The organism is Flavobacterium sp. SLB02, from assembly GCF_009664855.1.
GTDB lineage: Bacteria > Bacteroidota > Bacteroidia > Flavobacteriales > Flavobacteriaceae > Flavobacterium.
In genome coordinates this window covers 3,699,760-3,713,519 of the sequence record NZ_CP045928.1, presented here as the reverse complement: position 1 = coordinate 3,713,519, position 13,760 = coordinate 3,699,760, and the positions used below count along the sequence as shown (strand labels likewise).

The 13,760-nt window shown below is 33.3% G+C and carries 11 protein-coding genes; 3 read left to right on the top strand and 8 right to left on the bottom strand.

Features of this window, described 5'->3' with window-relative positions:
* Positions 1 to 89: 89 nt before the first annotated feature.
* From purU to GIY83_RS13410, 7 genes are all read right to left on the bottom strand, one after another.
* Positions 90 to 944, bottom strand: a complete 855-nt coding sequence (gene purU, locus GIY83_RS13440; protein ID WP_194615303.1) for a formyltetrahydrofolate deformylase — start codon at positions 942 to 944, stop codon at positions 90 to 92.
* Positions 945 to 1,030: 86 nt separating this feature from the next.
* Positions 1,031 to 1,753, bottom strand: a complete 723-nt coding sequence (locus GIY83_RS13435; RefSeq protein ID WP_194615304.1) for a DUF4197 domain-containing protein — start codon at positions 1,751 to 1,753, stop codon at positions 1,031 to 1,033.
* Between the two features lie 273 nt (positions 1,754 to 2,026).
* Positions 2,027 to 3,286: a hypothetical protein gene (locus tag GIY83_RS13430; RefSeq protein WP_208681807.1), complete on the bottom strand. Its 1,260-nt coding sequence runs from the start codon at positions 3,284 to 3,286 to the stop codon at positions 2,027 to 2,029.
* 191 nt (positions 3,287 to 3,477) lie between these two features.
* Positions 3,478 to 4,071 carry a hypothetical protein gene (locus tag GIY83_RS13425; RefSeq protein WP_229029099.1) on the bottom strand — a complete coding sequence of 198 codons (594 nt, stop codon included), beginning with the start codon at positions 4,069 to 4,071 and terminating at the stop codon, positions 3,478 to 3,480.
* Positions 4,058 to 4,678 (bottom strand): hypothetical protein, encoded by a 621-nt coding sequence (locus GIY83_RS13420; protein WP_208681805.1) that lies wholly within the window; start codon positions 4,676 to 4,678, stop codon positions 4,058 to 4,060. The genes GIY83_RS13425 and GIY83_RS13420 overlap by 14 nt, the downstream gene beginning before the upstream one ends.
* A 110-nt stretch (positions 4,679 to 4,788) precedes the next feature.
* Positions 4,789 to 5,211, bottom strand: a complete 423-nt coding sequence (locus GIY83_RS13415) for a cytochrome c oxidase assembly factor Coa1 family protein (RefSeq protein WP_208681803.1) — start codon at positions 5,209 to 5,211, stop codon at positions 4,789 to 4,791.
* A gap of 354 nt (positions 5,212 to 5,565) precedes the next feature.
* Positions 5,566 to 7,140, bottom strand: a complete 1,575-nt coding sequence (locus GIY83_RS13410; RefSeq protein ID WP_194615308.1) for a murein L,D-transpeptidase — start codon at positions 7,138 to 7,140, stop codon at positions 5,566 to 5,568.
* 306 nt (positions 7,141 to 7,446) lie between these two features.
* On the opposite strand from GIY83_RS13410, the gene GIY83_RS13405 reads away from it, so the two are divergent.
* The 3 genes from GIY83_RS13405 (at position 7,447) to GIY83_RS13395 (ending at position 13,065) form a co-directional block, all read left to right on the top strand.
* Positions 7,447 to 10,887, top strand: coding sequence for a methylmalonyl-CoA mutase family protein (locus GIY83_RS13405; protein ID WP_208681802.1), 3,441 nt, complete (start codon positions 7,447 to 7,449; stop codon positions 10,885 to 10,887).
* A gap of 161 nt (positions 10,888 to 11,048) precedes the next feature.
* Entirely contained in the window at positions 11,049 to 12,278 is a 1,230-nt protein-coding gene (locus GIY83_RS13400; RefSeq protein WP_208681800.1) for a phage integrase SAM-like domain-containing protein, read from the top strand.
* 28 nt (positions 12,279 to 12,306) lie between these two features.
* A complete protein-coding gene (locus tag GIY83_RS13395) occupies positions 12,307 to 13,065 on the top strand; it encodes a hypothetical protein (RefSeq protein WP_208681798.1) in 759 nt (252 codons plus the stop codon).
* Between the two features lie 72 nt (positions 13,066 to 13,137).
* Here the strand turns inward: GIY83_RS13395 and GIY83_RS13390 are convergent, their stop codons facing one another.
* The gene (locus GIY83_RS13390; protein ID WP_208681796.1) at positions 13,138 to 13,710 is read right to left on the bottom strand and encodes a hypothetical protein; all 573 of its coding nucleotides are present in this window, start codon (positions 13,708 to 13,710) and stop codon (positions 13,138 to 13,140) included.
* Positions 13,711 to 13,760 lie beyond the last annotated feature (50 nt).

Genomic DNA, 13,760 nt, shown 5'->3' with positions numbered 1-13,760 from the left:
AAAAAAACTTAGCGACCTTTGCGTAACTCTTGGCGTACTTTGCGTTTTAAAAAAAAACTTAGAATCTTAGTGTCTTAGAAACTTATTTACTAAGAAAAAACCACCGTCTTATTGCTATAAACCATTGTCTTACGTTCGGCATGCAATTTTATAGCACGCGCCAGAACAATACGCTCCAGGTCACGCCCTTTCATAATAAAATCATCAACCGAATGTATATGTGAAACCCTTGCAATATCCTGCTCGATAATTGGCCCTTCGTCTAATTCAGCCGTAACATAATGACTTGTTGCACCAATGATCTTCACACCACGCTTAAAAGCCGAATGATACGGTTTCGCACCCGGAAAAGCAGGCAAAAACGAATGGTGAATATTGATGATTCTATTCTCGTAAAGCGCAATCAAATTTGGAGTGATAATTTGCATATAACGCGCCAAAACAATAAAGTTGATTTGGTACCGCTGCAATAATTCAATTTGTTTCGCTTGGCCTTCTTCCTTATTATCTTTTGTAAAAGGCACACAATGAAACGGAATATCAAATCGTTCCGCAATCGATCTTAAATCGTTATGATTGCTTATAATTACCGGAATTTCAACATTCAGTTCCCCAGCGCTGTAACGTCCTAAAATATCAAACAGACAATGATCGTATTTCGAGACAAACAAAGCCATTTTTGGTTTCTGTTCCTGATTGTACAAATCCCATGACATATTAAAGTCGGTTGCGATCGTTCTGTCAAAATCAGTTTTTAGGTTTTCAATTGTTATGTTATGATTAGTCAGTTCACATTCCAATCGCATAAAAAATACATTTTGCTCTACATCAACATGCTGATCGATGTAGGTAATATTTCCTTCTACTTTAGCAATAAAAGTAGTCACTGCCGCGATGATTCCTTTTTGGTCTTTACAGTGAATCAGAATGGTTATTTTTTGCATTTCAAGGTTTAGTTTTTTTGTTTAGTTAAAGGCTAAAAGGTTCAAAGTTACAAAGGCTGCTTTGTGCCTTTGAGCCTTAAGGAAAATTATTTTTTATCCTGCATAGCAAATACTTTTTGTAGTAAAGGGGTAGTTCTGGCATTAATATTCGTGCGGATATCTTTTTCTTCAACAGCAATCATTTTAAAAACACCTGCCAAAGCCTGATTCGTTGTATAATCAGTTAAATCAGGATTTACTTTCTTCACGAACGGGATTGTGTTGTATTTATTAATGATATTTTTCCACACCACATCAGCACCCACTTTTTCAAAAGAACTTTTAATCACCGGATTAAACTTGGCGTACAAAGCGGTATTAGTACCCTTTTGTAAATAAGTAGTGGCAGCACTTTCATTGCCTAACAAAATATTTTTAGCATCTGTAAATGACATATTTTTTACAGCCGAAACAAATATCGGAGTCGCTTCTTTTACCGCATCTTCAGCAGCACGATTCATTACTTTTATGCCTTCGTCGGCAAGAGAACCTAAACCTATTTTACGCAAGGTAGCGTCAACTTTTTGTAATTCCTCAGGCATTAAAATTTTTACGGCTTCATTTTTATAAAAACCATCCACAGCGGTCAATTTACTCACTTGCTGCGTAATTCCTTTGTTTAAAGCCTCCTTTAATCCAGACGCAATATCAACGCCACCAACTCCCGAAAGCTGAGTGGATAATTTTGCCAGTTTTTGAGCTAAAGTTTCTTTTACCTGAGCTTGAGAGCTAAGAGACAATAGAAGAGATAGAATTAAAATCTTTTTCATTATTAGTGTTATATATAAGTTTCAAAAATACTACTTATTCAAAAACAAAGCCACAATTTTATTTCAGGAGCACAAACAATTTGTTTTATAAATAACATTCGTCCCGCTCTACGTTGCAATCTTTTGTGCCAAACCCCAGCACAAAAGGATTTCCACTTCCATCGGGGCTCATATTAGAGGTTTTAGTTTTTTTAATACGTGAAGGTTTTACGCATAAAAAAAAGAGATTCAGCCTTAGCCAAATCTCTTTTTGAATTTCTATTAATAAAGACTTTATTTTTTTAAATCAAATTTACCATCTTTCTCACAGTAAATCTCATGTGAACTTGATTCGTATTTTTTATAGCATGAATCAACTGTTTTTTCTACTAAAATAAAAACATTATTATATTTAATAAATTTCAATTCTAATCCTTTATCTGTCGTAATAGTTGTTTTGTCATCAACTACAACAAAATCAACTTCTGCATTATCTTTATAAACCCATACTTTTGCTTGCGTAGGATTATTTGATTGCATAATGCTACCTTCGGAAAGATTAGAAAAACGATCAGTTTTCATTTTTCCAGTAAGTGTTTTTCCGTTTTGAGATACACTTCCGTTTAAATAAATATAATAAGCAGAATCGAATGTTGGGTTTGCAACTTTAGCAGAAAAACTCTTTTGGTTTACCGCCATCAAACTTGTAATGTTTGCTGTAGCTTCGTCTGGCCACATACTCATCATACCTGCTCCTTGTTTGGCAGTTTCAAGGTATTCTAAAGCTTTGTCAAAATTAAAAAGAAAGAGTTGTGTTAAAGATAGGTTAAGGTAAATTACTTTATTGTAATCTTTTGGTTTTAGTTTTTTGTACTCTTTACCAACATAACCCAAATAGAATTTCTCAAGATCAGTAAGGTAAGATTGATCTAAAGAATTACTTGCAATTTTGTTTAAAAAATCATCGGTTTTAGTATTAAATTCCATAAGTTCAGGAAACTCTTCGGCCTTTTCAAACAATCCGTAGTTTAAAGAAAATTCTTTTTCAGTTGCCAGGATATTATTGTCTGCAAGATATTTGTATCCAATATTATTCAAATCACTAGCAAGGCTTTGATATGGTTTTCCGTTTACGTAAGTACCAGAATACATTTTAGCATTAGCACCTTTTTCGTAAATGATTTCATTATTTTTTCCTAAAATCAAATATTTAAAATCACCATCTAAAAGGTAAGTACCATTATCTGCTTTTTTATAAGTAGCTCCTCTGTATCCCATTAAAACTCGAACGTCAGGATTTGCAACGTCTTTTTTAGAGTAATCTTCAATGCTGTTTTTTACAACATTGTTCTCATAAGTCTGGGTGTTTTTATCAATATAAGTTGCATTCCACGAATCATCTCCTTGAATTATAATGTTATAAGTCTTAATATTCTTGAAAAAATCCGACTTTGGAATTGTAATCTTGACTTTTTTCTTGTTCGTATCTGCTTTTTGAGCATAAGAAGTACTGCCAATTACAGTTAGCAATAACAATAAAGTAATTTTTCTCATAGGTATATTTTTGCCAAATATAGTGATATAGCGATCAAAAAAGTTAGTAAAAACAGATGTTTTAATTGAAAAAAAACAATTGCTTAATACATATTTTTGTTTAGAATTTGGGCTGTGCTTGTAGTTCGTTGATTGGTTTTATGATTCTAATAACTTAGAGCCTAAGCATCTGAGTAACTTAGCAGCTTTCCCTACGGCCAATACATTCGAACATTATAATTCCAATAAATTTTACTGGAGATATAAGTAGGCTGAAATTCCGGTATTGGCATGTTATTTTCGTCGTACAATTGAACCCTGATAATCTTTTCGTTGGTATCATCTTTTAGGTCAATGTTTCCTTCGGCATCGTCAATGAGTTCCTTTTTTTTTAAATACAAATTGGGCTTCTCGATAATAAATACTACTCCCGATTCATTTTTAGATTCTCCTTCTCCGGCCAGTTTTCCATTAACATCAAAAGTTTGAATTTTTTCTAAATAATCATTTTTGTAATAGAAAAGCTGATAAGCAATTCCGCCGTGCTGTATTTGTAGTTTGTGATGCTCTAAACGAAAACGCAATACCTGCTTTTTTGCATTGGTAAATTCTACCGGACCATTTCCCGTTGCGTCAATATGTTTGTTTAAAATTCTGGCGGGTTTCGAAAACTGTTGTATTTTATTAATTAGGACTTGAAAATTATCAGCTTGTGCGGATACCGAAATGCATTGCAGGAAACTAAAACAGATAAAAAATACTTGTATTAGTTTTCGGTTTGTGTTGATGCTACTAATTGTATTCACCGTTGATGTTTTTGCGGTTTATTTGTTTGATTCCGGTTTTAGTAAAAGAATAAGTCGATTCTTCCTGCCAGCTCCATGTTTTTTGTTTGTCCAGATCTTCACCAACGGCACTGTAAAGAATTTTAATAGTGTCATTGGTAGTTAGCATTTTAACTTCAATAAAATGATCCTGAATTTTTGCCGAAGATTCTGTTTTATTACAATATTGCAATCTCTCCAAAACCTTTGTATCCTCTTTAAACCATTTTCTTAAGAAAGACAAATGCATGTCAGAGCACTGATATCCCAAATGGAGTGCCCAAAGAAATCTACATTTTAAATTACTTCCATCGGCTTTTTTTACGCCATCCCAATTACATTCACTGCTAACATCCGTTGCGATATAACCTAACGCAGCGCGCTGTTGATCTGTTAGTGTCTTAATATAATTAGTATTGAGCTGAACAATACCATTGCTGTCAAGCCACAATATTTTGATATAAATATCCTGACTTGCATTTTCTGCAGAGGATTTATTTGCTGATGTAGAGCTTGTTGCATTGGTTTGAGAAAATACTGAAGTAGAAACACTGAAAAGAAATAATAGCGTAAATAGGCGAATAGTCATAATCGAAAATGAGAAAATTTGTTCCTGATAAAGATACTGTATCTAATATTGTTTTTTCAATAAAAAAAGCCAGAAATCTTTTTAAAGAATCTGCCTTAATTTATATGCAATTATTTTTTCAGTAAATCAATTTCTTCTTTTGTTGCTTTCACAAAAACAGTCATTTCGCTGTATTTCCAGGTGCCCTTTTTTTCAGCAACGACAAATAAGGTTGCTTTTCCTTTAGGTCCTTTTATCGGGATTTGTAAATTACAATTTCCGCTATCGTTGTTTGTGGTGTTTATGCTTCCGGAAGTCATTCCGTCATCTTCAATTGGAGTTCCCAGTTTTTCGATTACCAGTTTGTTCTTTTGTACTTCGGTCATAGCGCCTTTGTAAGCATCAGAATTGGTCATCATCGAGGTAACTCCAAAGAAAATACTGGCAATAAAAACTACAAAAATCAGCAAAATACTGACACACCCTGTTGGTACAAACCATTTCCAGTTTCTTTCCCACCAGCTTTTTCTAACTTCAACGTAATCGTCTTCCATAATAGATTTTTAGATTCGGGTTTAAAGTTAGAAAGATACTATTAATTAAGATTTAAATGCAAATGAATTTTAGACAGAAAAATAGAGCAGGTTATTATTTTGACGAAATTTATTTACTTCACACCAGCATAAGTATTGGTAAACAGACGACCTTCTTCAATTTCCATTAAAGTTTTACTCGGATCAACATAATCATCAGACATGATCGATGCCAATTGCAAATTTTTGATACCTTTTATTTTATTATCGTGAAGATCTATTTCACCAGATAAAATAAGTTTATTTTTTTCCTGCCAAAAAAAACGGGAACTCAGTTGAATGAATTCCCGATTGTATATTTAAAATTTACTAAAATTAATTTGCCGAAACAGCTCGTGTCGATAAGATATTAGTTAGTTCACTATCTTTTTCGTAAACATCCTGATAGAAACCAATTTCGCCATTTTCACTTACCAATGAAGTAAAATACGTAATATAAATAGGCACTTTTTTAGCTAATTTAAAACTGTTTTCTGTTTTACCTTCCATCGCTTTATCAATTTTGGCGGGAGTCCATTCAGGATAATCTTTAAGCATGGCAGCCGCTAATTCTTTTGCCATTTTTACGTTGATACAACCGTGGCTGAAAGTTCTTTTTTCAAAATCGAACAAAGTTTTAGATGGTGTATCGTGCATATAGATATCATCCGGATTAGGGAACATAAATTTTACCAATCCCAGAGAGTTATCCGGCCCTGGTTTTTGTCTTACCTGACCATTTACTATTTCCATATTTTTTTCGGCAAGATAATTTTTATTTGCAGCTATTTTACCTTGCAGCTCATTTTTTACAATACTTTGCGGTACTGTCCAGTAAGGGCTAAAAACGATTCTGTCAATTTCGCCGTTAAAAATCGTTGTTTTAGTCAATGGCGCACCAACAAATACACTCGAGGTCAGTTGTACTTTTCCGTTTTTTACATAAATCAATTCATACGAAGGAACGTTTACTAAAACATACTCATCGCTCGCGGCAATCTGAGCCGAAATAGCGCGGCATCTTTCCATATTAAGTTTTAATGTTTCCATTTTATCAGAGAGCGGCACATTCATTTCTTTAATATGCTCTTCGGCAAGAATATAGTTAGGTTTAAAACCATTACGAACTTTATATTTCATTACCGCATCCATCAATTCGCGATCGTAAATGTTGCTTTTAGAATCCGTTTTTAAATCCCCTAATAAATATAAACGCGTTCTAACTTGTGCAATAGTGTTCGAAACAGCATCCGGGCGTAAATCTTTATAAGGTGTCTCTTCCGGAACGATAGGTTTCCAATTATTTGTTCGTTCTAATTTTTTATATTTTTTTAGAACATCCTGCAATTTGTAATATTGATCATATTCTACTTTTACATCTGCAGTGGTGGTCGATGCATTTGCTTCTTCAATAGTGCTGTAGTTTAAAAAATCTTTCAGCATCGCATCATAAGATATTTTTTTCTTAGCATCAGAATTGCTTTTTTTAGCATAAGCAATATACAAAGAGCTTATAAGCATGTCCGCATCTGTTTTAGCAATTTTTGTTGATGATGTAGAAAAAAGGTCATCAATTTCTTTTTGATAAGGAATAACCAGATCATTTGTTTTTTTTGCTTTTTGGTAAAGTACAGACCCAAATTCATTGATGTTATCTTCGTCAAACCAAATAGTTCCTAAAGTTCTGTTTTTATATAATGACATGACATCAGATTTATATTTTTTTAAATCAGAATATCTTTTAAAGAAATCATTTGAAAGTTCTTCTACATTATCAGAACCTGAATTAGTGTAAAGAGTTGCACTAGATGCAGTTTTTTTATAGGATAGAATGTCGTTTTCTACTGTATTAAAAGAAGATACAAAGAAACTTAAACTTAAAATTACGGTGAATGGGAATAATGTTTTCATTTTTTAAATTTTTACGTTTATTACTTGAGAATAAAAGTTTTTGGGTAAAAATTTGGGGCTTTTCTACCATGCTAAATTACTTTAGGTATCTGGAAAACAAGTTGTTGTATTTAAATTAAATTTTTCAAGATTACCATGTTGTTAACATTTCTATAAGACTTATGTTGGATATATACGATAACGATTGAAATTGTTACCCCTGGTTTTAAAAAAAAAAATATTTTTTTTGTTAACAAAAAGATATTACGATAACCAAATATTATAATATTTTGTAAATTGCTCCCTTAAAATTATCATATTCATAAAATGGAACAACAAATACCATATATTCCTAAAAATAAAGTAAGAATTGTTACTGCAGCATCTCTTTTTGACGGACACGATGCGGCGATCAATATAATGCGTCGTATTATTCAGTCAACCGGAGTTGAGGTGATTCACTTGGGCCACGATCGTAGTGTCGAGGAAGTGGTGAATACCGCTATTCAGGAAGATGCAAATGCGATTGCTATGACATCATATCAAGGAGGGCATAATGAATACTTTAAATATATGTATGACTTGCTCCATGAAAAAGGAGCGGGACATATCAAAATTTTTGGGGGCGGAGGCGGAGTAATCCTGCCAAGCGAAATTTCAGAATTACACGAATATGGTATTACCAGAATTTATTCTCCAGATGATGGCCGTTCTTTGGGTTTACAGGGAATGATCAACGATTTGGTAGAACGTTCTGATTATCCTATTGGAGACAAACTAAACGGAGAAATCGATCATATCGAAAATAAAATTCCAACGGCAATTGCACGATTAATTTCGGCAGCTGAGAATTTCCCCGAAATTGCAAAACCGGTTTTTGACCAGATACATACTAATAATACCAATTCTATAATTCCGGTTCTGGGAATTACAGGAACAGGTGGAGCCGGAAAATCATCTTTGGTTGATGAATTGGTTCGTCGTTTTTTAATTGACTTTCCGGAGAAAACAATCGGATTAATTTCTGTCGATCCTTCGAAACGTAAAACCGGAGGAGCGCTTTTAGGAGACAGAATTCGAATGAATGCTATTAATAATCCTCGCGTTTATATGCGTTCTTTGGCAACACGTCAGTCAAATTTGGCTTTGTCTAAATATGTAGCCGAAGCGATTCAGGTTTTAAAAGCCGCAAAATATGATTTGATTATTCTGGAGACTTCGGGAATCGGGCAATCAGATACCGAGATTATGGATCATTCTGATGTTTCTTTATATGTAATGACGCCCGAGTTTGGTGCCGCAACACAGTTAGAGAAAATCGACATGCTTGATTTTGCTGATCTGGTAGCATTGAACAAGTTTGACAAAAGAGGCGCTCTTGATGCCATTCGAGATGTGAAGAAACAATACCAGCGCAACCATAATTTATGGGATAAAAATCCTGATGAAATGCCGGTTTTTGGAACCATTGCTTCTCAGTTCAATGATCCGGGAATGAACACGCTGTATAAAGCGATCATGGATAAAATTGTCGAAAAAACAGATTCAGAATTGCATTCGACCTTTGAAATCACGCGCGAAATGAGCGAGAAAATCTTCGTGATTCCGCCACACAGAACCCGTTATTTATCTGAAATTGCAGAGAACAACAGATCCTATGACGAAATTGCGCTTTCGCAGCAAAAAGTAGCTCAGAAACTATACGGAATCTTTAAAACCATAGAATCGGTTTCAGGTAAAATCCCGCAAATTAATAAAGCAGGAATCGACGATTCGACTGTTTTACCAAGCGGAATTCAGGAGCATGACGAAAATAGAATATTTCTTAATCTTTTACTGAATCAGTTTGATAAGGTAAAAATGGATTTAGACCCGCACAATTGGGAAATTATCCTGAATTGGGACGAGAAAGTAAACAAATACAAAAATCCGGTATATACCTTTAAGGTTCGTGATAAAGAAATTAAAATAGCGACCCATACCGAGAGTTTATCACACATACAAATCCCGAAAATAGCGTTGCCTAAATACGAAGCCTGGGGTGATATCCTGCGTTGGAATTTACAGGAAAATGTTCCGGGTGAATTTCCGTTTGCTTCAGGATTGTATCCGTTCAAGCGTGAAGGCGAAGATCCGTCAAGAATGTTTGCAGGTGAGGGCGGACCGGAAAGAACAAACAAACGTTTTCATTATGTGAGTGCAGGATTGCCGGCAAAACGACTTTCGACCGCTTTTGATAGTGTGACGTTGTACGGAAACGACCCTGATATTCGTCCGGATATTTACGGGAAAATTGGAAATGCGGGAGTTTCGATTTGTTGTCTTGATGATGCCAAAAAACTGTATTCAGGTTTCGATCTGGTTCATGCCTTAACATCTGTAAGTATGACCATCAACGGGCCAGCGCCAATGTTGTTAGGCTTTTTTATGAATGCGGCGATCGATCAGCAATGCGAATATTACATCAAAGCAAATGATCTTGAAAAAGAAGTTGAAGCTAAAATCAACAAAATATACAAAGACAAAGGACTTGGACGCCCAAAATACCAAGGCGATCTACCCGAAGGAAACAACGGTTTAGGATTAATGCTTTTGGGCGTTACCGGAGATCAGGTTTTGCCTCAGGAAGTCTATAATGATATAAAAGCCAAAACTTTATCGCAGGTTCGTGGTACGGTTCAGGCCGATATTCTAAAAGAAGATCAGGCGCAAAATACCTGTATTTTCTCTACCGAATTTGCCTTGAGATTAATGGGCGACGTTCAGGAATATTTTATTACCAAAAACGTTCGTAATTTTTATTCCGTTTCGATTTCAGGCTATCATATTGCCGAGGCAGGAGCGAACCCCATTACGCAATTGGCCTTTACGCTTTCGAATGGTTTTACTTACGTGGAGTATTATTTGAGCCGCGGCATGAACATCAACGATTTCGGACCTAACTTATCGTTCTTTTTCTCAAACGGAGTAGATCCTGAATATTCGGTTATTGGTCGTGTGGCACGTAAAATTTGGGCGAAAGCCATGAAAAACAAATACGGGGCCAACGAAAGAGCACAGATGCTGAAATATCATATTCAGACTTCCGGACGTTCGTTGCACGCACAGGAAATTGATTTCAATGATATCAGAACCACTTTGCAGGCTTTGTATGCGATTTACGACAACTGTAATTCATTGCACACGAATGCATACGATGAAGCAATTACAACACCAACAGAAGAGTCTGTACGTCGTGCCATGGCCATTCAGTTGATTATCAATAAAGAATTAGGTTTAGCGAAAAACGAAAACCCAATTCAGGGATCGTTTATCATCGAAGAATTAACCGATTTGGTAGAAGCGGCCGTTCTACAAGAATTCGACCGAATCACAGAACGTGGCGGAGTTTTAGGTGCAATGGAAACCATGTACCAACGTTCTAAAATTCAGGAAGAAAGTTTGTATTATGAAACCCTGAAACACAACGGAGATTTCCCAATTGTGGGTGTAAACACATTCTTGAGTTCAAAAGGTTCTCCAACGGTTATTCCGGCAGAAGTAATTCGTGCCACCGAAGAAGAAAAACAATATCAAATTACGATGCTGGATAACTTACACCAGTTTCACGAAGCAAAAGTAAACGAGCACTTAAACAAACTACAGGAAGCCGCCATTAAAAACGAAAACTTATTCGACCATTTAATGGAAGCTACAAAGGTTTGTTCTTTAGGTCAGATTACTTCAGCGTTGTTTGAGGTGGGCGGGCAGTATAGAAGGAATATGTAAAATGTATAATTCGCCTAAATCAAAATAAATAAAAGCCTAGTATTTTCAATGCTTTTGTTATTGGTAAGGTTTTAATGAATTTATCGGAATACACTTTTGGTTGACTAATTGTTGGCTAAAAGTGTATTTTTTATTTATATTTGACATTCAAAAGAATAAACATGGCAACTATCAAATATCTAATTCAAAGTAAAAATGAGAATGCAAACATTTACGTGCGTTATTCGTTGAACAGAGAATCTGTCTGGAAGCGTAAAACTGGTTTTGTAATTAATCCAAATGATTGGAATAAAGACAAAGGTCAGCCAGTGCAGAAAAATCAAGAATTGAAAGCAATTAAATTTAAGTTGGATAAATTATCTCTCTTTATTAATGAAGCTTATAACAATGATGTTGATAAAGGAATAATATTCACTGGTGAATGGTTGCAATATCAAATAGACTTATTCAATAATAAAGTTGCTGTTGTTGACTTAGATGTACTAACTAATTCTATAGATTCTTATATAGATAGTGGAGATAATTTAACCAGAGGTTCTATCAAAAATTTAGAAAACCTGAAGAAATTTATTATTAATTATGAAGTTGATAATTTAAAAGGTAGACCGGTGATTATTAGAGATGTTGGTTTAGATTTTATCGATACATTTAAAAAATATCATAAAGCTAAAGGTCGTTCTGTTAATTATATAGGCACTTACATTTCAATATTACGAGCAGTAATTAATAAAGCATCATTAAATGGAATTCTGACCCACCCACAGTTTAAACAAATCAAATCAATAAAAGAAGTCAAAGAATCTGAGGAGATTATAATATTGACAGAAGAAGAACAAGAGCTTATAAAGAATGTCGAATTAGTACGTGAAGCGCACATCAACGCTAGAAAATGGCTATTGTTAGGTTGTTTAATAGGACAAAGAGCAGGTGATTTACTTAATATTACAGACAAAAATATTAAGATTATAAAAGGTTCGAAAATTATAGAGTTAAGACAGCAGAAAACTGGTAAATTGGTGGTTATTCCATTACTTCCAAAGGCATTAGAAATAATTGAAAATGGATTGCCATATAAAATAAACTTGGAGCATTTCAATCATTACAGTAAAGAAGTATGTAAAGAGGCTAAAATTAATACGAAGGTAAAAGGTAAAATGCGTATTGATGATAAGAGGACTTTAACTTTTGGAGTATATGAAAAATGGCAAGTTATTAGTTCTCATGTTTGTAGGCGTTCTTTTGCGACTAATTTTTATGGTCATATTCCAACCTCAGTTTTGATGGGTATAACTGGTCATGGAACAGAGCAAATGTTTTTAAAGTATATTGGCAAAACGACTTATGATAATGCTTTTCAAATGTTGGAATATTTTAATAAATTGGCACTTTAGAAAATATAAAGAATAAAAACAGTTATAAATGAATGGCTCAGAATTAATATCGTTTTTCAATGAAAGATGCAAACTTACTGATTTTGAAATTAGAAGAAAAATTTATGATTTAACTAATAATTTAGATATTGATTTATTGTATGATTTGATAGAGGAATATGGTACATACGTTTCTTGTTTAAAACGAAAGATAAATTTGGCAAATGGTATAGATGAGTCAAATATTTATCCCGCAAAACATAGATTGTGGACAATTACACGCAAACAAATCTACATTGATACTCATTTAAAAGAAAATATTCAGACAGATGTTAAAGAGGTAGAAAAAGAAAGAGATTATTTTTTGCAAATTGTCCGTGATTTAGCACTAAGAAAAATAAGTGGCATGCCAAAAAATTCAAGACAAAGGAATAATTCAAGATTTGAATGGTTCATTGATGAAATTCTTGATTCTAATACTGATATGTACGGCTATCATGATGAGAATTTGCAAAAAGACGATGAAATTACCGACTTAAGTGATACAACCATAACTGCAAAAATAATTTATTTAGAAAAACTAGGGATAATTAATTATCTCAGAACTCAAAAACCATTTAGCACTTCTATTAATAGTATTGCAACAGTATTGAGTGCTGTTACAGGAGCGAAAGTAACCTCAATACAGCCATTGTTGAATCCTCTCTTAGGGAAAGATACTCATAATAAAAACAATCCTTTAAATTCAGTTAAAAACGTATTGTCCATTGAAAAGACATTGATAAATATGGGATTTGAGGTTAAGTAGTAAAAATAATAACTGTTTTTTAGCATATTGCGAAATACATTCTTTTTGTAATCCTGTATATGATATCTAATTCTATATTTTTAAACTTAAAAAAAGAGAATCATCTTTTTCTTCAACTTCTATAAAACCACATATTTCTGATTTATTTAATAGAATATTTGAAAAGTCGTCTTGTCCAATATCATCTATTATACTTTGCATGTTTTTTTTTAAAAGCAACATATTAGTAATTCTATTATTTTCATTATTTGCATTATGCCAGTTTTTAATAATTTCATGATATTCATTAATTGAAAATTCAAGTTTTACTTCTGGAGTATCATTTCTAAAAATATTATTTAGTAGTTTTCTTAATTCTCTTTTATTATCGATTAAATCTTTAAATTCATCTCGTGCTCTGTTTAAAAAATCTGTTTTATTGGAAAGATATAGATATATAAAACCGAATATCATCCCTAAAAAAATAAAGCTTAAATTTAAAATATATGTAAGATTTTCGGATATTGGTATATTAATTAATTTTAATAATTGCAAAGTGAAGTTAGTTATCAATGCTAATAATCCTCCTATCATTCCAAAAAGTGACAAATTCTCTTTGTGTAAAAATATTTTTCCTTTAAATCTATTTCTTTTTAAATATTTCATTTTAATAATTTATAAGATTAATGATAACGTTTTAATATTTGAGGGAGTTG